Source organism: Cypionkella sp. PAMC25878, assembly GCF_058135695.1.
In genome coordinates, this window is sequence record NZ_CM176871.1 from 1,578,271 (window position 1) to 1,600,959 (window position 22,689).

Consider the following 22,689-nt stretch of genomic DNA (forward strand, 5'->3'; position numbering starts at 1 on the left):
TGTCAGCCCCCCCCAGCTTCGCCTCACCCCCTGCGCGTATTTCGGAAAGAGCAACTGCTTGAGAGAATTGCTCTTTTTGAAATACTCCCGCCGGAGGCTTGCATAGGCGGCGCAAGCGCGGCGCTAGTAATCTGGTGCGAAGTCAATCGCGGGGTCGATTGCAGACGGGCGACCTTCTAGGAACAGCGCTCCCACACGCGGGGCGGTGCGGGCGATGATTTTACCTGCTTTGATCACCAGCAGTTTGGTGGCTTTCAGGCGCAGGGCCTCGGCGGGGTCGCGGGCTTGCAGCAGAATCAGGTCGGCGTTGCGGCCTTTCTCCAGCCCATAATTTTCCAAGCCCATGGTTTTGGCTGAGTTCACCGTCAGGGCGTTGAAGATCTTGGTTTTGTCTTCCAGAGAGCCCATCTGGGCACTGTGGATGGCCATATGGCCGACCTCCAGCATGTCGCCAGAACCCATCGCATACCACGGGTCCATCACGCAATCATGGCCGAACGAGACGTTGACACCAGCGGCCATCAGTTCCGGCACCCGGGTCATGCCACGGCGCTTGGGGTAGCTGTCGTGGCGGCCTTGCAGCATGATGTTGATCAGCGGGTTGGGGATGACGTTCATCTGGGATTCCGCGATCAGCGGGATCAGTTTTGAGACGTAGTAATTGTCCATCGAATGCATCGAGGTCAGGTGCGAGCCCGCAACGCGGCCTTGTAATCCGTGGCGGATGGTTTGCTGTGCGAGGGTTTCGACGTGGCGTGACATTGGGTCGTCGGTTTCGTCACAATGCATGTCGACCGGCAGGCCGCGCTCGGCGGCGAGGCGGCAGAGGGCTTCGACGCTGGCTTGGCCTTCGGCCATTGTGCGCTCGAAATGCGGGATGCCACCGACGATATCGACGCCCATGTCGAGGGCGCGGGTGAGGGATTTCACCCCTTCGGACGCGCGGTAGTAGCCGTCTTGCGGGAAAGCCACCAGTTGCAGGTCGATGTAGGGGGCAACGCGGCGTTTGACCTCCAGCATCGCCTCAACGGTGGTGAGTTTGGGGTCAGAGGTGTCGACATGGGTGCGGATCGCCAGCAGGCCTTGGGTGACGGCAAGGTCACAGTAGCGCAGGGCGCGGGTGACGAGGGCGTCGATGGTCAGTGTCGGGCGGAGTTCGCCCCATAGGACGATGCCTTCTAGCAGGGTGCCAGAGCGGTTCATCCGGGGCAGGCCGAGCGACAGGGTGGCGTCCATATGGAAATGCGGGTCGACGAAGGGCGGCGAGGCGAGGCGGCCTGTGGCGTCGATGTCTTCACGGGCGGCGGCTTGGATGTGGGGGGCGATTTCGGCGATTTTGTTGGCCAAGATGGCGATGTCTTGGCCTTTGCGGCCATCGGGGAGGTTGGCGTTTCTTAGGATCAGATCGAACATGGGCGCCCCTTGGAGGTTTGCGGCAGGGTTGAGGGTTTTCGCTTTGGCGTCAAGCGGTCCGGCTGGGGGCGGTTAGGCTGTAGCCAGCCTGTGCGGTGGGGCGCAACACGTGGGCGGCGACGCCGATGGCGATGGCATTTGGGTGTTTGCCAAGGCTGGGGTCGCCGATCGGGCAGGTGATTTTGGCGATGGTTTGGGGGGCGTGGCCGAGGGCTTTCAGGCGGCTTTGGAAGCGGGCCCATTTGGTTTGTGATCCGATCAGGCCCAGCGATTGGAAGCCGTGCAGCAGCAGGCGGTGGCAGAGGTCTAAGTCTAGGGCGTGGGAATAGGTGAGGACCAGATGCTCGGCACCATGGGGGGCGAGGGCGACGGCGTTGGCGGGGTTTTCGACGGGGAGGGCGGTGGCGTTGTGGGGGACGGCGTCGGGGAAGCGGCTGGGGGCTACGTCGATCCAAGTGATGTGGAGGTCAGGCAGCGGGGCGAGGGTGTGGACGAGGGCGCGGCCGACATGGCCTGCGCCCCAGATCCAGAGTTCGCGCATCGGGCGGGCGAGGGGCTCGATCATCCAGCCTTGCAGCAGGTGGGGGCTGGGGAGTGTGCCTTGGTTACGGGCGTTTGCCAGCAGGCGTTTGACGGCGAGCGGCATCGGCTGGTCGGTGGTGGGGCGGGCGATCAGCGGGCTGGGTTCGGGCAGGGTTTCGCTGGTGAAGACTTCGGTGAACAGGGTGACCGCGCCACCGCAGCATTGGTTTAGTTTTGGGCCGAGGGCGGTGTGGGTGAGGGATTTTTCTTGGGTTTGCAGCAGGGTGCGGGCGTGTTGGGTGGCTTGATGCTCTAGCGCGCCGCCGCCGACGGTGCCGGATTGGCCCGTGGACCAGACCAGCATGGATGCACCGACTTCGCGGGGGGAGGAGCCCTGATGCGCGGCGATGACGATGCGGGCGGTGGGGCCGTGTTGGGTGACGGTTTGGCTGAGGCTGGCAAGGTCAAACATGGCGGGGCCGGGGGCAGGCACGTGCAGCCGCCAAAGGGGTGGGGCGGTGGCTTGCGCTTATTGGTTTCGCGCAGTGGAAAGGATGTGATGCGGTGGCTGGGCCATGACAAGCCGCGCTTTGCGACAGAGCGACGTGGCGCACAATCTGCAAGCCCGGGCCACGATTTTTCTCAAAAATCGGCTGCGGGCGGGTCATGCGCGTTGACCTTGCACGGCGGCGAGAATGCGTTCGGGGGTGGCGGGGGCGTCGAGGTTTGGGTAGCGCGTACCGTCTCCGCAGGCGGCTATCGCGTCGGATAGGGCGAGGAAGGCGGAAATGCCGAGGTTGAAGGGGGGTTCTCCGACGGCTTTGGATTTGCCGACGGTGTTTTCTCGGTTGGGACTATCCCACAAAGCGACATTGAAGATTGGCGGGCGATCCGAGCAGGCGGGGATTTTGTAGGTGCTGGGGGCGTGGGTGGTGAGTGCGCCTTTGGCGTTCCAGACCAGTTCTTCGGTGGTCAGCCATCCGACACCTTGAACGTAAGCGCCTTCGACTTGGCCGATGTCGAGCGCGGGGTTCAGGCTGGTTCCGGCGTCGTGCAGAATGTCGGTGCGCAGGATGCGGTTTTCGCCGGTGAGGGTGTCGATGACGACTTCTGTGATGGCGGCTCCGTAGGCGAAATACAGGAAGGGGCGGCCTTTGCCTTTGACGCGGTCCCAGTTGATTTTGGGGGTGGCGTAGAAGCCGGTGGAGCTGAGCGAGATGCGGGCTTGGTAGGCCCATGCGACGACTTGGGCGAAGGGGTAGGATTCACCGCCTGCGCGCACGGTTCCGTTCTCAAACCGGACTTCGTTGGGGTGGGTGCCAAGCTTGTCGGCGAGGAAATCGGCCATGCGGGCGCGGATGATCTCGCAGGCGTTTTGCGCGGCCATGCCGTTCATATCAGCCCCGGATGATGCGGCGGTGGCGGAGGTGTTGGGGACTTTTGCGGTATCGGTGGCGGTGATTTTTACTTGGGATGTGTCGACGCCGAACACCGAGGCTGCGACTTGCGCGACCTTTTGGTTCAGGCCTTGACCCATCTCGGTGCCGCCGTGGTTGAGGTGAATCGAGCCGTCTTGATAGACATGCACCAAGGCTCCCGCTTGGTTTAGCCAAGTGAGGGTGAAGGAGATGCCGAATTTGACCGGGGTGAACGCGAGGCCACGTTTCAGGATCGGGTTTGTGCTATTCCAAGCGGTAATTTCAGCACGGCGGGACTGGTAATTGCTTGATTTTTCTAAGGTGTCGTGGATGTCTTGGCCGATGAAGTCTTCGACTTCCATGAAATAAGGGGTGGTTTGTGGGGCGGAGTTCGCGGGGGAATAGGTTGAACCAATCCGGTGGCCGGTGCCGGGTCCGGTGGGGCCAGCGGCGCGGTAATAGTTAAGTTTGCGGATATCGTTGGGGTATTTTTTCAGCGTGTGGGCGATGTGGTCGATCACTCGCTCAATCCCGATGATGCCCTGCGGGCCGCCGAAGCCGCGGTAGGCGGTGGCGGATTGGGTGTTGGTTTTCAGGCGGTGTGACTCGATGCGAATGTCGGGCAAATGGTAGCAGTTGTCGGCGTGCAGCATGGCGCGGTCGGCAACGGCAAGCGACAGGTCTTGCGCCCAACCGCAGCGGACGAGATGGGTGAAATCCATGCCAAGGATGCGGCCTTCGGCGTCAATTCCGGCGCGATAGGTGATGCGCAGATCGTGGCGTTTGCCGGTGATCATCATATCGTCGTCGCGGTCGTAGCGCATTTTGCAGGGCTTGTTCAGGTCTCGGGCGGCGATGGCGCAGGCGATGGCGAGGGCGTTGCCTTGGCTTTCCTTACCGCCGAAACCGCCGCCCATGCGGCGGGTTTCTACGCGGACGGCAGACATCGGCAGGTGCAGGGCGTGCGCGACTTTGTGTTGGATTTCCGTGGGGTGCTGGGTGGAGGAATAGATATGTATGCCGTCTTCTTGCGGGACTGCGGCGGCTATTTGGCCTTCGAGGTAGAAGTGTTCTTGGCCGCCGACTTCTAGCGTGCCTTCGATGATCTGGGCGGCGGTGGCGATGGCTTTGGCGGCGTCGCCTTTGGCCCAGATGATCGGGCCTTGCTCGAAGCGGGAGTTGGCTTTGAGGGCGTCGTCTACCGTCAGCAGGGCGGGGAGGTCGGCGTAGGTGATTTGGCCCAAGCGCGCGGCTTTGCGGGCGTTGAGATGGGTGTCGGCGATGACGAGGAAAACGGGTTGGCCGAAGTAGTGGACTTTATCCACGGCGAGCAGGGGCTCGTCGTGGGTGGAGGGCGAGCAATCCGGCATCTCTGCGAAGTCGGCAGTGCTATAGACTTTGATCACGCCGGGGGCGGCGCGGACTGCGGAAAGGTCGATGGCGGTGATGCTGCCGTGGGCGCAGATGGAGAGGCCGAAGGCGGCGTGCAGGGTGCCTGCGGGCAGCGGAATGTCGTCAAGATAGCGGGCTTGGCCTGTGACGTGCAGGGGGGCTGAATCGTGTGGAAGGGGTTTGCCCATGGTCATAGCGCGACCTCCAAAACGTTTGTCGCGGTACCGTTGAGGTCGTGGAAATAGCGGATCAGCAGGTTTTGTGCGGTGGTGAGGCGGTAGGTGGACGAAGCGCGCATGTCGGTGAGGGGTTGAAAATCTTTGACGAATTCGGGGAGGGCGGTTTGCAGGGTTTCTAGGGTGAAGGGTTTGTTTAGGACGGCGGTTTCGACATGGCTGGCGCGTTTGGGGATGCCTGCCATGCCGCCGAAGGCGATGCGGGCTTGGGTGATTTGGTTGGCCTCAACGGTGATGTTGAAGCAACCGAGCACGGCGGAAATGTCTTGATCGAAGCGTTTGGTGAGTTTGTAGCAGCGTAGGGCGGGGGCGTTTGAGGGGATGGATATGCCTGCGACGAACTCGCCGGGGTGGCGGTCTTGTTTGCGGTATTCGATGAAGAAGGATTCGAGGGGGATCGAGCGGAGGTCGTGGCCTTTGCGCAGGTGCAGCGTGGCACCGAGGGCGATCAGGGCGGGCGGGCCGTCGCCGATCGGCGAGCCATTGGCGATGTTGCCGCCGATGGTGGCGGCGTTGCGGACTTGTTCGGAAGCATAGCGGCGCAGCAGTTCGGCGAAGGAGGGGTGGTGCGGCAGCAGGGCCTCGCGCAGCTGATTAACGGTGACGCCCGCGCCGATGTGGAGCTGGCCGGGGGAGTGTTCGATCTGTTGCAGGTCGGTGACGGCGTTCAGGAAGGCCACCGGGCCGAGGTCGCGCAGTTGTTTGGTAACCCAGAGACCGACATCGGTGGCCCCGGCGATCAGGGTGGCATTGGGGTTTTGCTGATACCAGTCTGCGAGATCATCGCTGTTGGTGGGGCGGAACGCGCCGGGGAGGCTATGCGCCTCCCCCGTCCCCACCGTGTCGGGCAGGCTGTGCTGGTCGGATTGCATCCAGTCGGGGATCGGGGCGGATTCGGCGGCTTTTGCGGCGCGGATGATCGGGGCGTAGCCGGTGCAGCGGCAGAGGTTTCCGGCGAGGGTGGTGTCGTGGTCGGTGCGGTTCAGGGTGTGGGCGGTGGCCATTGAGGCGATGAAACCCGGGGTGCAAAAGCCGCATTGGCTGCCGTGGTGGGCGATCATCTCGGCTTGGACAGGATGGAGGGTGCCGTTCGGGCCAGAGATGCCCTCGACGGTGCGGACGGCTTTACCGTGCAGTTGTGGTAGGAACAGGATGCAGGCGTTCAGGGCTTTCGGGCCATTGGCATCGGTGACCATGACAGTGCAGGCGCCGCAATCGCCTTCATTGCAGCCCTCTTTGGTGCCGCAAAGGGATTTATCTTCGCGCAGGTATTCCAGCAGGGTGCGCGTCGGACTGCCGCCTGCGATGCGCACCGGCGTTCCGTTCAAGAGAAACGCTGTCTCGGTCATGGTCTATCCTGCCGCTGTCTGTCTCAACTGGGCCTTGTGCGCGCCCGCCCGATGCGGCGTAAAGCGGGTCGCGCGACCTTAAGATTGGTCCGTGTCAGGATTTATCAAGCCTGCACCGACATCGTTTGGCAAGCATTACCTTTTTGGCGCTGAGGATAGCAGTTTCAGGATTTGCCTGCGAATAGGGCGGGCTTTTGTTCCGGGCGCCGGTTGGTTAGGCTAGGCCCATGTCAGCACCTCGATTCATCCATCTGCGCACCCATACCGAACATTCACTGTTGGAGGGTGCTGTGCCTGTGAAGGCGCTTTTGAAGCTTTGTGCCAAGCATGAGATGCCTGCGGTGGCGGTCACCGACAGCAATAACATGTTCGCGGCGCTGGAGTTTTCGGTTTACGCGAAAGACGCCGGAGTGCAGCCGATTGTGGGCTGTCAGGTGTCTGTCGCTTATGATCCGGGGGCGGCGGGGGAGAAGCTGAAGGCGGCGGCTTCGGTTGTGCTGCTGGCGCAGAACGAAGCGGGTTACATGAACCTGATGAAGCTGAACTCTTGTCTTTATATCGACAAGGGTGGGGCTTTGCCTGAGGTGACGGTTGGTGATCTGGAGCGGTATTCGGATGGGCTGATCTGTTTGACGGGCGGGGCGGATGGGCCTTTGGGGCGGTTGGTGCAGACGGCGCAGCTGCCGAAAGCGCGGGTGTTGTTGGAGCGGTTGGCGGCGGCTTATCCGGGGCGGCTTTATGTGGAATTGCAGCGGCATCCGGGCGAGGGTGGGCGGCTGACAGATGCCGAGGCGGGCACCGAGCGCTGGTTTATTGAGACGGCTTACGAGTTGGACCTACCTCTGGTGGCGACCAATGACGTCTATTTCCCGGCGGCGACGATGTATGAGGCGCATGACGCGCTGATTTGCATTGCCGAGGGGGCTTATGTGGATCAGCAGCAGCCTCGTAGGCGCTTGACGCCACAGCATTATTTTAAAACCGAAGCCGAGATGGTGACTTTGTTCGCCGATCTGCCGGAGGCGGTCGAGAACACGGTAGAGATCGCGCGGCGCTGTGCGTTTGCGGCGTTCAAGCGCGCGCCGATCCTGCCGAAGTTCGCCGATGATGAGGTGAATGAATTGCGGCGGCAGGCCAATGCGGGCTTGCAGGCGCGGTTGGCGATTATTCCGCATGCGGTTTCGCTGGAAGAATATCAGGCGCGGTTGGATTTTGAGCTGGGCATCATCGAGAAGATGGGGTTTCCGGGCTATTTCCTGATTGTGGCGGATTTTATTGGCTGGGCGAAGAAAAAAGGGATTCCGGTGGGGCCGGGGCGGGGATCGGGGGCTGGCTCGCTGGTCGCCTATGCACTGACGATCACCGATCTGGATCCTTTGCGCTATGCCTTGCTGTTTGAGCGGTTTTTGAACCCCGAGCGGGTGTCGATGCCCGACTTCGATATCGACTTCTGCATGGATCGCCGGGGCGAGGTTATTCAATACGTTCAGGGCAAGTATGGCCGCGACAAGGTCGGGCAGATCATCACCTTCGGTGCGCTATTGTCGAAGGCTGCGGTGCGCGACGTGGGTCGGGTGTTGCAGATGTCTTATGGGCAGGTGGACCGGCTGTCGAAGATGATCCCGGTGGAGGGGGTGAAGCCGGTCTCAATCACCAAGGCTTTGGCGGATGAGCCTCGGTTGCGGGAAGCGGCCAAGGAGGAGGTTGTCGCGCGGCTGTTGGACTATGGCGCGCAGATTGAGGGGCTGTATCGCAATGCCTCGACCCATGCCGCCGGGGTGGTGATTGGCGACCGTCCGCTGGATGAGTTGGTGCCGCTCTATCAAGACCCCAAGTCGGACATGCCTGCGACGCAGTTCAATATGAAATGGGTGGAACAGGCCGGGCTGGTGAAGTTCGACTTTCTGGGGCTGAAGACCCTGACGGTGATCCAGAACGCGATTGATCAGATCAACAATGGCGGGCGGGCTTTGAATCAGGCTGCCGATGGCCGGGTTTTGTATGAGGCGAAACCGGGGGCGGAGAACGATATCGGGCTGATCCCGTTGGACGATAAGGCCTCGTATGAGCTTTATGCGGCGGCGAAGACGGTTGCGGTGTTTCAGGTTGAAAGCTCGGGCATGATGGATGCTTTGCGGCGGATGAAGCCGACCTGCATCGAGGATATTGTGGCGCTGGTGGCTTTGTATCGGCCGGGCCCGATGGAGAATATCCCGACCTATTGCGAGGTGAAGAACGGGCTGAAGGATCTGGAGTCTATTCACCCGACGATTGATCATATTCTGGCCGAGACGCAGGGGATTATCGTTTACCAAGAGCAGGTTATGCAGATCGCTCAGGTGATGGCGGGGTATTCGTTGGGCGGCGCGGATTTGCTGCGCCGCGCGATGGGGAAAAAGATCGCCGAGGAGATGGCGAAGGAGCGGCCGAAGTTCGTTGAGGGCGCGAAGAAGACCCATAATGTCGATGTGAAAAAGGCGGGTGAAGTCTTTGACCTGCTGGAGAAATTCGCCAACTACGGCTTTAACAAATCTCACGCGGCGGCTTATGCGGTGGTGTCTTATCAGACCGCTTGGCTGAAGGCGAACCATCCGGTTGAATTCATGGCCGGGGTGATGAACTGCGATATTCATCTGACCGACAAGCTGGCGGTGTATAAGCGCGAAGTCGGCAAGCTGGGGATCAAGACGATTGCGCCCTGCGTGAATGCGTCTTTGGCGACGTTCACGGTGCGCGATGGGGCGGTGGTCTATGCGTTGGGTGCGTTGAAGGGCGTGGGCGCAGATGCGATGGGCTTGATCGTGACCGCGCGCGGGGGCAAGCCGTTCGCGACATTGTTCGATTTCGCGCGGCGGGTGGATATGAAGCGGGTCGGCAAGCGGCCATTGGAGATGCTGGCGCGGGCCGGGGCGTTTGACGTTTTGGACGGCAACCGGGCGCGGGTGTTTGAGGCTTTGGATGCGCTGGTGGCCTATTCGGCGGCGATCCATGAGGCGCAAAACTCCAATCAGGTCAGCCTGTTTGGCGAGGCTGGGGCGGATATTCCGGAGCCTCGGCTGGCGTACCGGGACGATTGGCTGCCGGTAGAGCGGTTGACGCAAGAGCATCTGGCGATTGGGTTTTATCTGTCGGGGCATCCGCTGGATGACTATATGTCGGCGTTGAAACGGCGGGACGTGTTGACCCTGACGGAAGTGACGCTGAAAGCCGAGCGTGGGATGTGCATTGCCAAGATTGCGGGCTCGGTGGCCAGCAAGCAGGAGCGCAAATCGGCGAAGGGCAACCGCTTTGCTTTCGTCTCGTTGTCCGATCCGACCGGGCTTTATGAGGTCACGGTGTTTTCCGACACGCTGGAAGCCGCGCGCGATCTTTTGGAGCCGGGGATGAATGTGGTGCTGACGGTGAAGGCGGAGCTGGAGGGCGAGACGCTGAAGCTTCTGGCCAATGCGGTGCAGCCGATTGATCAGGTTGCCGATGCGGCAGGCGCGCAGGCGTTGCGGATCCATCTGAACCGGGCAGAGGCGGCGGTGTCGATTGCCATGCTGCTGGCCAAAGTGGAGGGCCGTAACAAGGCACAAATTACCCTCTGTGTGCCCGATGATCAGGGTCGCGAGATTGATTTGACCCTGCCGCAAAGCTACCCGGTGACGGCGCAAATCAAGGGCGCGATCAAGGCGATGCAGGGCGTGGTGATGGTCGAGGAAGTGTGACGCCGCCACGTCTAGCCACCGACAACCCCCGCCCTAGGTTGTGCGAAACCTCGCCGATGATGACGCTTTTGTGAGCAGAAGGGTCGAATCTCTGCCAAATTCCTGCAAAAGAGAAAAAAATAGTTGTTTGCTGGGCTTAATCAGTAAATATCTACGGGAATTGTCGTAATTAAGGGGCGAAATCTGCATGGACAGCATCTGGGACTACATGCTCATCGGGTTTATTGCGCAGTTGATTGATGGATCATTGGGCATGGGCTTTGGGGTGATCTCGTCCGCCGTGCTGCTGGCGCAAGGTGTTCCGCCGCCGTTGGTCTCTGCCTCGGTCAATGCCGCGAAACTGCCGACGGGGGGGACGGCGGCGCTGTCGAACCTGTATCATCGCAATATTGACTGGCGGATTGTGGGGGCTTTGGCGCTGTTTGGCTCGATTGGAGGCATCCTTGGGGCGACGCTGTTGTCGGGGTTGAAGGGCCATGCTTTGCAATATCTGGTGAACGGCTATCTGGTGCTGATGGGCAGCTATATCGTTTATCGCGGCATCTATGGCATCGCCGTCAAAGTGGTGAAAACCCGGCGGTTTCAGGCGATTGGCTTTGCGGGCGGGGTGATTGAGGGCATCGGCGGATCGTGGGGGCCGATTGTGAACACCGGGCTGTTGGGGTCTGGGGTCGAGTCGCGCTATGCGATTGGATCGACGAATTTCTCGGAATTTATCGTCAGTTTTGTGGTGTTTACCGCGCTGGGCGTGGCCTATTATTTCGGCTGGTGGGGCGAGGAAACCGACTGGAGCCAAGTGCGGATGACGGTGTTTGGCTTGGCCTTGGGTGGGCTACCTGCGGCGTTCTTCGGCGGCTATCTGGCGAAGATGGCCCCACGCAGGCCGCTGACGATTGCGGTGGGGCTGTTTGCACTGGGCGTGGCGGTTTACCGTTTGGCTTCGATGTAATCACCAATGCGGCGGGCGGACGTTGGCCTCGGGCGCTTGGCCGGGGCCTTCGCGTTCCGCCTCTCGTTCGGCCAGAAGTTGCGTCAGGCGCAGCAGGCGGTCCAGGTCTTTCGATTGCCGCGCGACCACGTCCGACAGGTCTTCGACGGCGCGGGTCAGATGGGCGATGCGTTCTTCGAGGGCTTCGGTGCGGTCCATCTTCGTCCCCTGCTTGCTGCGGATGCCCCCATCCGTTACACGGAGCGCGAGAAAAAGCGAAGGCTGTAAGCTATGGCAAATGACAAAACCCCGGCCCCGAAAGCGGCACGTCGCCCGCGCGCGGAAACCCCCAAGGGCTTTCGCGATTACTTTGGCGCGGAAGTCACCGCCCGCAAGGCGATGCTGGACAAGATTGCCGAGGTTTACCATCGCTATGGCTTTGATCCTTTGGAGACTTCGGCGGTGGAGACGGTCGAGGCTTTGGGCAAGTTTCTGCCCGATGTGGATCGCCCGAATGAAGGCGTGTTTGGCTGGCAGGATGAAGACGCCGACTGGCTGGCTTTGCGCTATGATCTGACAGCACCACTGGCGCGGGTGGCAGCGCAGTATCGCAACGATTTGCCCTCGCCCTATCGGCGGTTCGCGATGGGTCCGGTCTGGCGCAATGAGAAACCGGGTCCGGGGCGGTTCCGGCAGTTTTATCAGTGCGATGCGGATACGGTGGGGTCGGCGAGTGTGGCGGCGGACGCTGAGATTTGCGCGATGCTGTCGGATGCGTTGGAAGTCGTGGGGATTCCGCGCGGCGATTATGTGGTGAAGGTCAACAACCGGAAGGTGCTGAACGGGGTGATGGAAGTCGCTGGTTTGGCGGGCGAAGACAAAGAAGCCGAGCGCGGCATCGTGCTGCGGGCGATTGATAAGATTGATCGTTTGGGAGACGCTGGCGTGCGGGCTTTGCTGGGTGCTGGTCGCAAGGATGAGAGCGGTGATTTCACCAAGGGCGCTGGGTTGAGCGAGGCTCAAGCGGATGTGGTGATGAAGTTTGTACAAGCAAACGCAGAAATAGACCGACGACTTGCCAACGTAGCGCAAATAGAGGTCACGTCCGAGAATCTGCCGTGGAAAGCGTTCGAAGCAGTTGTTGCATCCGACCCTCAAGTGGCAGCACGCTTGCCTGCTTCTGCTAGTCAGACAAGAAATGAGTTTACCTGCCACTATCTCAGAGAAATAGTTGAGAACTCAGTGGTCGGTCTTGAAGGCGTTAGTGAGCTTGAAACAATCGCTGAGTTGCTGAATATTCAAGGTTATGACGCTAAACGGATCAAAATTGATCCCTCAGTGGTCCGTGGTCTCGGCTACTACACCGGCCCGGTTTATGAGGCTGAACTGACCTTTGAAATCCTCGACGAGAAGGGTCGCAAGCGGTCTTTTGGCTCGGTGGCGGGCGGCGGGCGGTATGATGATTTGGTCAAGCGCTTCACGGGGCAGGCGGTGCCTGCGACGGGGGTTTCGATAGGGGTGGATCGGTTGCTGGCGGCACTGGCTGCCAAGGGGCGGTTGGCGGGCGATACGGCGGGGCCTGTCGTGGTGACGGTGATGGATCGCGACCGGATGGCGGATTATATGGGGATGGTGGGGGAGTTGCGCTCGGTTGGTATTCGGGCGGAGGTTTATCTCGGCAACCCCAAGCAATTCGGCAACCAGTTGAAATATGCCGATAAGCGGCAGTCTCCGATTGCGGTTATTCAGGGTGGGAACGAGGCCGAAAAGGGCGTTGTGATCCTGAAGGATCTGATTCTGGGTGCCAAGATTGCGCAATCTGCGACGCTGGAGGAATGGAAAGACCAGCCCGCGCAGGTGGAAGTGCCGCGCGCCGATCTGGTGGCGGCGGTGCGGAAGATGTTGGGGCAATGAGCAAGGCGGGGAGCCCGCCGGGCAACAAGGCGGCAATCCGGGCTGAGGCCGAGCGGCTGTTTGCGGCGTTTCAGGCGGCGGGGGCTTTGCCGGTTGAGGCCGATTTGCTGCTGCCAGCCGAGACTCTGCTGGATTTGTATGGCGAGGATATTCGGGCGCGGGCTTATGTCACCACCGACCCTTTGCGCGGTGAGATGATGCTGCGGCCTGACTTCACCGTGCCGGTGGTGCAGGCGCATATGACGGATGGCGCGGACCCGGCGCGGTATTGCTATATGGGCGAGGTGTTTCGCAAGCAGGAACACTTGGGCAACCGCGCCAGCGAGTATTTGCAGGTTGGGTTCGAGGTATTCGACCGCGCGGCTCCCGAGGCGGCGGATGCAGAGGTGTTTGCGCTGTTCGCAGGTTTGGTCAGCGGTCTACCGCTGCGGGCGGTGACGGGCGACATTGGCATTCTGATGGCGGCGGTGCGGGGCTTGGAGACGACCGAGCGGCGGCGGGCGGCTTTGCTGCGCCATATCTGGCGGCCAAAGCGGTTCCGGGCTTTGCTGGATCGGTTTGCGGGTCGGGCGGCGGTGCCTGCCGGGCGGGTGGCGTTGTTGGAGCGGTTGGCGGGCGGTGCGCCGGATGCGTTGATCGAAGCTGCCGGGACTTTCATCGGGCTGCGTGCGCCGGAAGATATTGCGGCGCGGGCGCAGGCGTTGATTGAGGATGCTCAGGCTGCGCCAATCAAGGCTCCTGAGGCGGCGTTGCTGTATGATTTGCTGGGGTTGCAGGCCCCGGCCGGGGCGGCTTTGGGGCATTTGCGCGGGATTACCCCGATGCTTCCGGCGATTGCGCCTGCAGTGGATCGGTTTGCACAAAGGTTAGAGGCGTTGCGGGCGCGGGGTGTGGCGGTGGACACGCTGGCGTTTGAGGCGAGCCTTGGGCGGACCTCGATGGAGTATTACGACGGCTTTGTGTTCTCGTTCCATGCCGAGGGCTTGCCTGCAGTGGCGACGGGCGGGCGTTATGATGCGCTGACGGCGGTGCTGGGGGCTGGGCGGTCTATTCCGGCGGTGGGGGGGATCATTCGCCCCCACTTGGTGGCGGCATTGAAGGGGGCGATCTCATGTTGAAGATCGGGGTGCCCTCGAAGGGCCGGTTGATGGAAAAGACCTTTGAATGGTTCGGAAGCCGCGGTGTGGTGATGCGGCAAACCGGGGCGGAGCGGGAGTATTCCGGCGCTGTCGAGGGCATCGACGGGGTGGAATTGGTGATGCTGTCGGCGGGGGAAATTCCGCGCGAATTGGCGGCGGGGCGGATTCATCTCGGGGTCACCGGCAGCGATTTGGTGCGGGATAAGCTGGCGGATTGGGATGTGCAGGTGGCGGAACTTGCCGCCTTGGGCTTTGGCCATGCCGATCTGATCATCGCGGTGCCTGCGTGCTGGATTGATGTCGATACGGTGGATGATCTCGATGCGGCGGCGGCGGCATTTCGTGCGGCGCATGGCTTTCGGTTGCGGATTGCGACGAAATATCATCGCTTGGTGCGTGAGTTTCTGACCGCGCAGGGCGTGGCGGATTATCAGCTGGTCGACAGTCAGGGCGCGACTGAGGGCACGGTGAAGAACCTGACGGCTGAAGCGATTGCAGACATTACGTCGTCGGGCGAGACTCTGCGGGCGAACCATTTGAAAGTCCTGTCGGATTCGTTGATTTTGCAAAGTCAGGCGGTGCTATTCGCCAGCCGTGGGGCCGATTGGTCGCATGCGCGCGGCGTGCTAGAGCGGTTGGCGATGAAGCTGGGGCTGACGCTGCCCGCGATCTGACGGCGCTTGAAGCGGCTTGACCTTGCGGGGCGAAGGGTTAACTCTGGCGGCAACCGAGGAGGCCCACCGTGCGCTATATTCTGCCGCTGATGCTGCTCGCGACACCCGTTGTGGCGGCCGATCTGGCGACGGGTGATGCGATTCGTTCTGCACTGGTTGGCAATACCGTGACCGGCAGCATGGCGGCCTCCGGGGCTTATGCCGAGTTTTACGCCCCTGATGGCAGCCTACACGCGGCGGATTACACCGGAGCTTGGGCGGTGAAGGGCGACAAGATGTGCTTCACCTATGGCCAAGACCCGGAAGTGTGCTGGTCGGTTGCGATTTCGGGCGCGCAGGTGATCTGGATGAGCGAAGCGGGCGAAGAAGGCCATGGCAAGATAAAATCGGGCAATCCCGGCGGCTGGTGATCAGAGTTTTGCAGCGGGTTTTCGGCTCACCAAAGCCACCCCCAGACCCGCCAATGCCATGCCTGCCCATGCCAAGGGCGGCATTGCCTCACCCAGCAGCGGCCATGCGAACAGGGCTGACAGGGCTGGGACAAGGTAGAACAGCGCCGAGACGCGGGCGACTTCGCCGACGCGGATCATTGCCAGCAAAAGGCTGATCGCGAGGATGGAGTTGCCGATCACCAAATAGCCCAAGATCAGCAGGAATGCGGGCGACCAGTGCACCGCCATGCCTTCGGTCAGGTAGGCGGCGGGTAGGGTGAAGATGGCTCCAGTGGCGTATTGGATCAGGTTGGCGGTGATCGGGTGCTGATGGGTGCCGAAGCGCTTTTCGTAGAGCGTGCCACCGGTGATCCCCAACAATCCGCCGAACGCCAGCAGAATGCCCCATGGGTTTTCGGCCTGTAGGCTGGAGCGCGACAGGATGGCGATGGCAGCGCCTGCGAGGCCAAGAGCGAGGCCGATCCAGCCAAGGCGGGAAGTGGCTTCACCCACGGTATAGGGCGCGGCGAGGGCAACGAGAATCGGTTGTAGGCAGACGATGATGGCGACGCCTCCGGCGGAAACACCTGCCTTGAAGGCGATGTAGCAGAGGCCGAAATAGACGACTTGGATCAGAAAGCCGGTGATGGCGATGTCGGCCCAAGCGCGTTTGGTTTTCGGCAAGGGCGGCCGGATGATCAGCGCGAGCGGCAGCAAGAGGGCCAGCACGCAGGTGTAGCGTAAGGCCAGCAGCGTGAGGGGTTCGGCATGTTGTAGGCCGAGTTTGGCGATGCCGAAGCCGCCGGACCACAGCAGCAGGAACAGGACGGGAGCGGCGGCAAGCCAGAGCGGGCGTTTGATCATATTTGGGTTGTGGCGCGGATTTTGGGGGAAGGGAAGGGTGGATGCTGCGCATTGGGGGCTTGCCCCCAAACCCCGAGGATATTTGAGCACAGAGGATGACAATTTTAGCTAAGTTTTAAGGGTCAGCGCAGGCCGATTTCTGCGAGGGCTGCGGCGAGGGCCGGGGGCAGGGTATCGTCCTGCGCGCGGGTTTTCGGCAGGTCACGCGGCGATTCGGTGGGATCGAGGTAGCGCCAGCCTTGGAACGGGCGGCGCGGCGCGTTTTCGGTGCGGATCAACTCGGCGTCCAGCACAAGGGCGCAGCGCAGGATGCCGTCTTGGCCGCGGCGCTCGGCCAGCCCCACAAGGCGCTGGCGGGCTTGGATCACGCCTTTGATCACCCAATAGAGCGAACCGCCGTTGAGGATTTCCTCCTCGCGTTTCGGCCACATCCGGGTGACATGTTCGGTGGTGCCGGGTGCCCAGATATGCGCGTGCGCGCGGTGCCATTGGGTGAGGTCATCGACTGATTCCGTCCCGACGCTGAGTTTTAGGATGTTAAGCGTCATGAGTCCCTCGTGGCATAGAGGACATAGAATAGACCTAAATCTGGTATGCTCAAGGGTTGCTCGCGCAGGAAGTTGCGAGTATCCTGTCGGCGTGCCCGTGGCCGCTTTTGCTGTCGTGGGCTTTTGCATTTTGCCCCCTATCAAGATAAGTGAGAACGCCTGATGTCGCGCTTCGCCGCCCCTATCGCCGAGCAAATCTGGGACATGAAATACCGCCTGAAGGCGCAGGATGGCACGCCGATTGATGGCTCGGTCGAAGACAGCTGGCGGCGAATCGCGCGGGCTTTGGCTGAGGTCGAGGCCGAGCCTGCGGTTTGGGAGGAGCGATTCTACAAGGCGCTCGAAGGCTTCAAATATCTGCCGGCGGGTCGGATCACGGCGGGCGCTGGCACGGGCCGCAATGTGACGATGTTCAACTGCTTTGTCATGGGCACTGTGCCTGATTCGATGGGCGGGATTTTTGATGCGCTGAAAGAGGCCGCGCTGACGATGCAGCAGGGTGGCGGCATTGGCTATGATTTCTCGACCATTCGCCCGCGTGGCGCCGAAGTGAAGGGTGTGGCGGCGGATGCCTCGGGGCCTTTGAGCTTCATGGATGTGTGGGATGCGATGTGCCGCACCATCATGTCGGCGGGGTCGCGTCGCGGGGCGATGATGGCGACGATGCGCTGCGATCACCCGGATGTGGAAGCGTTTATCGAGGCCAAGAAGGATGCAGCCCGGCTGCGGATGTTCAACCTTTCGGTGCTGATCACTGATCCGTTCATGGATGCGGTGAAGGCCGATGCGTCTTGGGATCTGGTGTTTGAGGGCAGGGTGTTCCGCACCCTGCAAGCGCGCGATCTGTGGAACAAGATCATGCGCAACACCTATGATTTTGCCGAACCCGGCGTGATTTTCATTGATCGCATCAACAAGGCCAACAACCTGGGCTATTGCGAGACGATTGCCGCGACCAATCCTTGCGGCGAGCAGCCCTTGCCGCCTTACGGGGCATGTCTGCTGGGGTCGATCAACATGCCGACGCTGGTGGCGGGGGCGTTCACCAACGGCGCGAAGCTGGATCTGGTGGCGCTGGATGATCTGGTGCGGTTGGCCGTGCGGATGATGGATAACGTGGTCGATGCCTCGCGCTTCCCGTTGCCGGAGCAGCAAGCTGAGGCCAAGGCGAAGCGGCGGATTGGGCTTGGCGTGACCGGGCTGGCAGATGCTTTGCTGATGGTCGGCCTCCGCTACGGCTCGGTTGAGGCGGCGAAGCAGACCGAGGATTGGATGCATGCGATCGCGCGGGCGTCTTACTTGGCATCGGTTGATCTGGCGAAGGAAAAGGGCGCGTTTCCGTTGTTTGAGGCGGAGGGGTATCTGGCTTCGGGCAATATGATGCAGATGGATGATGATGTGCGCGACGCGATCCGCACGCATGGGATTCGCAATGCGCTGCTGACCTCGATTGCGCCGACGGGGACGATTTCTTTGTATGCGGGGAACGTGTCTTCGGGCATTGAACCGGTGTTTGCTTATGCCTACACCCGGAAAGTGCTGCAAAAGGATGGCTCGCGGACCGAGGAAGAAGTTGTTGATTATGCGGTGCGGCTGTGGCGTGAATTGAAGGGCGATGCGGCACTGCCGGATTACTTTGTGAATGCGCAGACTTTGCCTCCGCTGGACCATGTGCGGATGCAGGCGGCGGCGCAGAAGTGGATTGATAGTTCCATTTCCAAGACCATCAACTGCCCCGAGGATATCAGCTTTGAGGCGTTCAAAGAGGTCTATATGGCCGCTTGGGATCAAGGTTGCAAAGGCTGCACCACCTACCGGCCCAATGCGGTGACCGGCTCGGTGCTGACGGTTTCGGAAAGCACGGATAAGGTTCCGGCGGAAGCCCCGGCAATGGTGGCGGGGGGCGAGGTGGTCTACCTGACCGATCCGCTCGACCGCCCTGCGGCGCTGGAGGGGCAGACCTATAAGGTCAAATGGCCGGGCAGCGAACACGCGCTGTATATCACCATCAATGACATCATCATTGCTGGGCATCGCCGTCCGTTTGAAGTGTTCATCAACTCGAAGAATATGGAGCATTTCGCTTGGACCGTGGCGCTGACCCGGATGATCTCGGCGGTGTTCCGGCGTGGTGGGGATATCTCGTTTGTCGTCGAGGAGCTGAAAGCGGTGTTCGATCCGCGCGGCGGGGCTTGGATGGAGGGGCGGTATATTCCCTCGATCCTGGCCGCGATTGGCGGGGTGATTGAGCGGCATCTTGTCTCGATCGGCTTTATCGCGGGCGAGGGGATGGGGCTGAAATCTGACCCTCATGCGCAGGTGATGGCGGTGGGCGAGGCTCCGCGGGGCAAGGCTTGTCCCTCTTGCGGCAGCTATGCGTTGCAGATGAAAGAGGGCTGCATGACCTGCAATGATTGCGGGCATTCTAAATGTGGGTGAGGGGTGTTGAGCCTGCCTTCCAGCGGTGCTAGAAGGCAGCTGCGCGGGCGTTGTGTAATGGTAAGACCTTAGCCTTCCAAGCTAAAGACGCGGGTTCGATTCCCGCCGCCCGCTCCAAAAATTCTGGATTGAAAAGTGAAGGTCCCAACTCGGGACCTTTTTATTTTGTGCGTTTCCAAGGGCTTGGGGGTGCGCCGTTAAGGGGAATTTAACGATTTGGCGCGATGCACGGCGCCGGGGCTGAATTTCTGTTTCAGAAATTTGCACGGATTTTTCTGCAAAATCCGGTTTCGCTGACGCTAAAACAGGCTTTGCACGAACTGAGCGGCACCCAAATACAGCGCGCCTGCAGTGGAGAGGTAAGCGGCCAGCGCCACCCATGCGGTGGATTTGCGCATCGGGCGTTGCAGTTCGATCAGCTGTTCGGATTGGATCAGGCCTTGCCAACCGAGCAGCACGAAGAACAACAGGATGTAGGAATGGGTTGCTACACAGAGCGCGGCGGCGGCGGCGGACATCAGGATCGACACCGCGCGGGTGGCTTTGGGGAAGAAGGTGTAGGTCAGCAATCGCACGATTTTGCCGCCGTCCAAGGGCCAGAATGGCAGCAGGTTGAACAGGTTAAGGCCGCCGAGGACGAGGCCTTGGATGTAGAGAAAGCTTGCCACGGCGGGGGCTTGTGGGAAGATCAACTGCGCCACCGCAAAGCACAGGGCCATTGGGCCGAGGCAGATCGCTGGGCCCATCAGGCTGATGAACAGGTCACGGTCATGGCTGGCGGGCAGGCTGCGGGATACTGCGACGCCGCCGAACAATGGGATCAGCCGGAACTGCGCGTCTTTGTGGCCGCAGACCCGGAAGGCGGCTACATGGCCGATCTCGTGGATCATGATGGCTGCGATGAAGGCCGCGCCATATTGCCAACCGAAAAACCAGATCGCGGCGGCGACAGCGACGGCGGACAGGCCCAAAGCGTTGACATCAAAGCCGACGCGATTCCAGCCCGCACCAGCAAAGCCGCCGCGCAGGGCAAGGCCGGTGACGGCGATCAGGCCGAGGGAGAGGACAAGGGCAAGCACCTGAGCTTACAGGTTTTCCTGCTGCGGCATCCCCAGCACATGATAGCCGGAATCGACGTGGATGATCTCGCCAGAGGTGCAAGCGCCGAAGTCGGAGCAGAGGTAGACGGCGGTGCCGCCGATGGCCTCTAGCGTCGCGTTGGTGCGCATCGGGGCGTTGGCCTCGGTATGGCGGAAGGTGGCGCGGGCGCCACCGATGGCTGCGCCGGCGAGGGTTTTCATCGGGCCGGGGCTGATGGCGTTGACGCGGATTTGCTGCGGGCCAAGGTCATTCGCCAGATAGCGGGTGGCGGATTCGAGGGCGGCTTTGGCGACGCCCATCACGTTGTAATTCGGCGTCACGCGGTTGGAGCCGCCATAGGTCAGGGTGATCAGGCTGCCGCCGTTTGGCATCAACTCCGAAGCGCGGCCTGCGACGTCGATGAAGCTATAGCAAGAGATGCACATCGAGTTTTTGAAATTCTCGCGGCTGGTGTTGATGAAACGCCCGGTCAACTCGTTCTTGTCAGAGAAGGCGATGGCGTGGATCAGGAAATCCATCGTGCCCCATTTTTCCTTCAGCGTGGCAAAGCAGGCATCCAAGGAGTCGTCGTTGGTGACATCAACATCGACCATCACATCGCTGTTCACGGTGGCGGCGAGGGGGGCAAGGCGTTTGCCGAAAGCGTCGCCTTGGTAGGAAAATGCCAGTTCGGCCCCTTCAGCGGCCAGCGCTTTGGCGATACCCCAAGCGATGGACCGCTCATTCGCGACGCCCATGACAAGCCCGCGCTTGCCCTTCATCAGATCAGCCATACTGGCACTCCTTTTAGTGGCGGATTAGGCCAGATACTTGCTCATCAGAAGGGTCGCATTGGTGCCGCCGAAGCCGAAAGAGTTCGACAGGACGGAGTCGAGTTTGACGCCCTCGCGCAGGGTCATCACGATTTCGGATGGGTCTAGGGCAGGGTCTAGGGTGGTGATGTTGGCGGAAGCGGCGATGAAATCACCGTTCATCATCAGCAGGCTGTAGATCGCTTCGTGGACGCCGGTGGCACCGAGGCTGTGGCCGGTCAGCGATTTGGTCGAGGCGACGGGCGGGGTGTGGCCTTTGCCCCAGACGCGGCGGATCGCTTCCATCTCGGTCACATCACCCACCACGGTCGAGGTGCCGTGGGAGTTGATGTAATCCACGCTGCGGCCTTCGGGTAGGGTGGCGATGGCGAGTTTCATCGAGCGTTCACCGCCTTCACCCGAGGGGGCGACCATGTCGTAGCCATCCGAGGTGGCACCATATCCGGTGACTTCGCCGTAGATTTTCGCACCGCGCGCAAGCGCGTGGGAAAGTTCTTCGAGCACGACAACGCCGCCGCCACCTGCGATGACAAAGCCGTCACGGGTGGCGTCATAGGTACGCGAGGCGGTTTCGGGGGTGTCGTTATACTTGCTGCTCATCGCGCCCATCGCGTCGAACAAGCAAGACAGCGTCCAGTCGAGTTCTTCGCCGCCGCCTGCGAACACCACGTCTTGCTTGCCCATTTGGATCAGTTCCACGCCATTGCCGATGCAATGCGCCGAGGTCGAGCAGGCCGAGGTGATCGAATAGTTCACGCCCTTGATCTTGAACGGAGTGGCGAGGCAGGCGGAATTGGTCGAGGACATGCAGCGGGTGACCATGAACGGGCCCATCTTTTTGGGCGCGCCCTTGTTGATCACCGCATCAAATGCGAGGAAGAAGTTTGAGGTCGAGGGGCCGCCGGACCCCATGATCAGGCCAGAGCGTTCGTTCGACACGTCGGATTCTTCTAGGCCAGAGTCGGCGATGGCCTGCTGCATGGCGAGGAAGTTATAGGCGGCACCGGGGCCCATGAAGCGCAGATCGCGCTTGTCGATGTGATCGGCAAGGGTGATCTGCGGCATGCCGTGGACTTGGCTGCGGAAACCATGCTCGGCATATTCGGGCGCGAACACGATGCCGGATTTGCCTGCGCGCAAAGATGCTTCGACCTCGGTGGCATTGTTGCCGATCGAGGAAATGATGCCGATCCCGGTGATGACGACGCGACGCATGGGCTATCTCCTTTGGTGTCGTAAGCGCCATCAGACTACGAATCTGAGCGCCGATTTTGTCAGATTAATTCTCTGACAGGGCAACTTTCATATCTTTGACGAGGTAGATGGTTTCGCCATCAGCCTCGACCCGGCCATCTGCGACGCCCATAGTCAGGCGGCGGGTTTGGATGGCTTTGGTGAAATCAACATAATAGGTCAGGCGCTTGCGGTCTGGGCGGACCATTCCGGTCAGCTTAACTTCGCCGACGCCCAGAGCATAGCCGCGCCCCTGCCAGCCGCGCCAGCCGAGGTTGAAGCCGGTGAGCTGCCAGAGGCCGTCAAGGCCAAGGCAGCCGGGCATGATCGGGTTGCCGGGGAAGTGGCATTCGAAGAACCACAGGTCAGGCGTGATGTCGAATTCAGCGACGATATGGCCCTTGCCATGTGCGCCGCCATCGGCGGAGACTTCGGTGATGCGGTCCATCATCAGCATCGGCGGGGCGGGCAGTTGTGCGTTGCCGGGGCCGAACAGCTCTCCGCGCGCGCATTTCAGCAGGTCGTCCTTGTCGAACGAAGTTGGAAAACCGCTCATGCCCTCGAAA

18 protein-coding genes and 1 tRNA gene are annotated in these 22,689 nt (G+C 61.2%); 8 read left to right on the plus strand and 11 right to left on the minus strand.

The window, feature by feature from the left end; translation table 11 throughout:
• Positions 1–123: 123 nt before the first annotated feature.
• The 4 genes from ACS5RD_RS07425 to xdhA all read right to left on the minus strand — a co-directional run bounded on the left by ACS5RD_RS07425 (position 124) and on the right by xdhA (position 6,330).
• Complete coding sequence (locus ACS5RD_RS07425) at positions 124–1,413, minus strand: amidohydrolase family protein (RefSeq protein ID WP_489930646.1); 1,290 nt, start codon at positions 1,411–1,413, stop codon at positions 124–126.
• A 49-nt stretch (positions 1,414–1,462) separates the two neighbouring features.
• A complete protein-coding gene (gene xdhC / locus ACS5RD_RS07430; protein WP_489931348.1) occupies positions 1,463–2,407 on the minus strand; it encodes a xanthine dehydrogenase accessory protein XdhC in 945 nt (314 codons plus the stop codon).
• A 192-nt stretch (positions 2,408–2,599) separates the two neighbouring features.
• A complete protein-coding gene (gene xdhB, locus ACS5RD_RS07435) occupies positions 2,600–4,939 on the minus strand; it encodes a xanthine dehydrogenase molybdopterin binding subunit (RefSeq protein WP_489930647.1) in 2,340 nt (779 codons plus the stop codon).
• Positions 4,936–6,330, minus strand: a complete 1,395-nt coding sequence (gene xdhA / locus ACS5RD_RS07440) for a xanthine dehydrogenase small subunit (RefSeq protein ID WP_489930648.1) — start codon at positions 6,328–6,330, stop codon at positions 4,936–4,938. Before xdhA ends, xdhB begins: the two co-directional genes overlap by 4 nt.
• 227 nt (positions 6,331–6,557) lie before the next feature.
• Here xdhA and dnaE point away from each other — a divergent pair, with 227 nt between their 5' ends.
• Together dnaE and ACS5RD_RS07450 are read left to right on the plus strand one after the other, a co-directional pair.
• Positions 6,558–10,040: a DNA polymerase III subunit alpha gene (gene dnaE / locus ACS5RD_RS07445; RefSeq protein WP_489930649.1), complete on the plus strand. Its 3,483-nt coding sequence runs from the start codon at positions 6,558–6,560 to the stop codon at positions 10,038–10,040.
• A gap of 187 nt (positions 10,041–10,227) precedes the next feature.
• Positions 10,228–10,989, plus strand: coding sequence for a sulfite exporter TauE/SafE family protein (locus ACS5RD_RS07450; protein WP_489930650.1), 762 nt, complete (start codon positions 10,228–10,230; stop codon positions 10,987–10,989).
• On the opposite strand, the gene ACS5RD_RS07455 is transcribed toward ACS5RD_RS07450, so the two are convergent.
• Entirely contained in the window at positions 10,990–11,187 is a 198-nt protein-coding gene (locus tag ACS5RD_RS07455; RefSeq protein WP_054005744.1) for a SlyX family protein, read from the minus strand.
• A 72-nt stretch (positions 11,188–11,259) separates the two neighbouring features.
• On the opposite strand from ACS5RD_RS07455, the gene hisS reads away from it, so the two are divergent.
• The 4 genes from hisS to ACS5RD_RS07475 all read left to right on the plus strand — a co-directional run bounded on the left by hisS (position 11,260) and on the right by ACS5RD_RS07475 (position 15,105).
• On the plus strand, positions 11,260–12,882 hold the full coding sequence (gene hisS, locus ACS5RD_RS07460) for a histidine--tRNA ligase (RefSeq protein ID WP_489930651.1): 1,623 nt from the start codon (positions 11,260–11,262) through the stop codon (positions 12,880–12,882).
• On the plus strand, positions 12,879–14,000 hold the full coding sequence (locus ACS5RD_RS07465; RefSeq protein ID WP_489930652.1) for an ATP phosphoribosyltransferase regulatory subunit: 1,122 nt from the start codon (positions 12,879–12,881) through the stop codon (positions 13,998–14,000). Before hisS ends, ACS5RD_RS07465 begins: the two co-directional genes overlap by 4 nt.
• A complete protein-coding gene (hisG, locus tag ACS5RD_RS07470; RefSeq protein WP_489930653.1) occupies positions 13,994–14,695 on the plus strand; it encodes an ATP phosphoribosyltransferase in 702 nt (233 codons plus the stop codon). Before ACS5RD_RS07465 ends, hisG begins: the two co-directional genes overlap by 7 nt.
• Positions 14,696–14,763: 68 nt before the next feature.
• Complete coding sequence (locus tag ACS5RD_RS07475) at positions 14,764–15,105, plus strand: hypothetical protein (protein WP_489930654.1); 342 nt, start codon at positions 14,764–14,766, stop codon at positions 15,103–15,105.
• Here the strand turns inward: ACS5RD_RS07475 and ACS5RD_RS07480 are convergent, their stop codons facing one another.
• Together ACS5RD_RS07480 and ACS5RD_RS07485 are read right to left on the minus strand one after the other, a co-directional pair.
• The gene (locus ACS5RD_RS07480; protein WP_489930655.1) at positions 15,106–15,990 is read right to left on the minus strand and encodes a DMT family transporter; all 885 of its coding nucleotides are present in this window, start codon (positions 15,988–15,990) and stop codon (positions 15,106–15,108) included.
• Positions 15,991–16,112: 122 nt separating this feature from the next.
• Entirely contained in the window at positions 16,113–16,538 is a 426-nt protein-coding gene (locus tag ACS5RD_RS07485; protein ID WP_489930656.1) for a DUF1489 family protein, read from the minus strand.
• Positions 16,539–16,700: 162 nt separating this feature from the next.
• On the opposite strand from ACS5RD_RS07485, the gene ACS5RD_RS07490 reads away from it, so the two are divergent.
• Both ACS5RD_RS07490 and ACS5RD_RS07495 read left to right on the plus strand, forming a co-directional pair.
• A complete protein-coding gene (locus ACS5RD_RS07490) occupies positions 16,701–18,977 on the plus strand; it encodes an adenosylcobalamin-dependent ribonucleoside-diphosphate reductase (RefSeq protein ID WP_489930657.1) in 2,277 nt (758 codons plus the stop codon).
• Positions 18,978–19,020: 43 nt separating this feature from the next.
• A tRNA-Gly gene (locus tag ACS5RD_RS07495) sits at positions 19,021–19,094 on the plus strand.
• Positions 19,095–19,276: 182 nt separating this feature from the next.
• Here ACS5RD_RS07495 and ACS5RD_RS07500 read toward each other — a convergent pair.
• The 4 genes from ACS5RD_RS07500 to fabA form a co-directional block, all read right to left on the minus strand.
• The gene (locus ACS5RD_RS07500) at positions 19,277–20,056 is read right to left on the minus strand and encodes a site-2 protease family protein (RefSeq protein WP_489930658.1); all 780 of its coding nucleotides are present in this window, start codon (positions 20,054–20,056) and stop codon (positions 19,277–19,279) included.
• Between the two features lie 6 nt (positions 20,057–20,062).
• A complete protein-coding gene (locus ACS5RD_RS07505) occupies positions 20,063–20,851 on the minus strand; it encodes an enoyl-ACP reductase FabI (protein ID WP_054005753.1) in 789 nt (262 codons plus the stop codon).
• Positions 20,852–20,875: 24 nt separating this feature from the next.
• On the minus strand, positions 20,876–22,105 hold the full coding sequence (gene fabB, locus ACS5RD_RS07510; protein ID WP_489930659.1) for a beta-ketoacyl-ACP synthase I: 1,230 nt from the start codon (positions 22,103–22,105) through the stop codon (positions 20,876–20,878).
• A gap of 64 nt (positions 22,106–22,169) precedes the next feature.
• Positions 22,170–22,679, minus strand: coding sequence for a bifunctional 3-hydroxydecanoyl-ACP dehydratase/trans-2-decenoyl-ACP isomerase (gene fabA / locus ACS5RD_RS07515; protein ID WP_054005755.1), 510 nt, complete (start codon positions 22,677–22,679; stop codon positions 22,170–22,172).
• Positions 22,680–22,689: the final 10 nt, after the last annotated feature.

Bases quoted from the DNA above. Each gene is read 5' to 3' on its own strand.
- ACS5RD_RS07450 (WP_489930650.1), top strand. From the start codon at position 10,228: ATGGACAGCATCTGGGACTACATGCTCATCGGGTTTATTGCGCAGTTG.
- ACS5RD_RS07490 (WP_489930657.1), top strand. From the start codon at position 16,701: ATGTCGCGCTTCGCCGCCCCTATCGCCGAGCAAATCTGGGACATGAAA.
- fabA (WP_054005755.1), bottom strand. From the start codon at position 22,679: ATGAGCGGTTTTCCAACTTCGTTCGACAAGGACGACCTGCTGAAATGC.
- dnaE (WP_489930649.1), top strand. From the start codon at position 6,558: ATGTCAGCACCTCGATTCATCCATCTGCGCACCCATACCGAACATTCA.
- hisS (WP_489930651.1), top strand. From the start codon at position 11,260: ATGGCAAATGACAAAACCCCGGCCCCGAAAGCGGCACGTCGCCCGCGC.
- ACS5RD_RS07505 (WP_054005753.1), bottom strand. From the start codon at position 20,851: ATGGCTGATCTGATGAAGGGCAAGCGCGGGCTTGTCATGGGCGTCGCG.
- ACS5RD_RS07485 (WP_489930656.1), bottom strand. From the start codon at position 16,538: ATGACGCTTAACATCCTAAAACTCAGCGTCGGGACGGAATCAGTCGAT.
- xdhB (WP_489930647.1), bottom strand. From the start codon at position 4,939: ATGACCATGGGCAAACCCCTTCCACACGATTCAGCCCCCCTGCACGTC.
- ACS5RD_RS07425 (WP_489930646.1), bottom strand. From the start codon at position 1,413: ATGTTCGATCTGATCCTAAGAAACGCCAACCTCCCCGATGGCCGCAAA.
- xdhA (WP_489930648.1), bottom strand. From the start codon at position 6,330: ATGACCGAGACAGCGTTTCTCTTGAACGGAACGCCGGTGCGCATCGCA.
- xdhC (WP_489931348.1), bottom strand. From the start codon at position 2,407: ATGTTTGACCTTGCCAGCCTCAGCCAAACCGTCACCCAACACGGCCCC.
- ACS5RD_RS07465 (WP_489930652.1), top strand. From the start codon at position 12,879: ATGAGCAAGGCGGGGAGCCCGCCGGGCAACAAGGCGGCAATCCGGGCT.
- ACS5RD_RS07480 (WP_489930655.1), bottom strand. From the start codon at position 15,990: ATGATCAAACGCCCGCTCTGGCTTGCCGCCGCTCCCGTCCTGTTCCTG.
- ACS5RD_RS07455 (WP_054005744.1), bottom strand. From the start codon at position 11,187: ATGGACCGCACCGAAGCCCTCGAAGAACGCATCGCCCATCTGACCCGC.
- fabB (WP_489930659.1), bottom strand. From the start codon at position 22,105: ATGCGTCGCGTCGTCATCACCGGGATCGGCATCATTTCCTCGATCGGC.
- hisG (WP_489930653.1), top strand. From the start codon at position 13,994: ATGTTGAAGATCGGGGTGCCCTCGAAGGGCCGGTTGATGGAAAAGACC.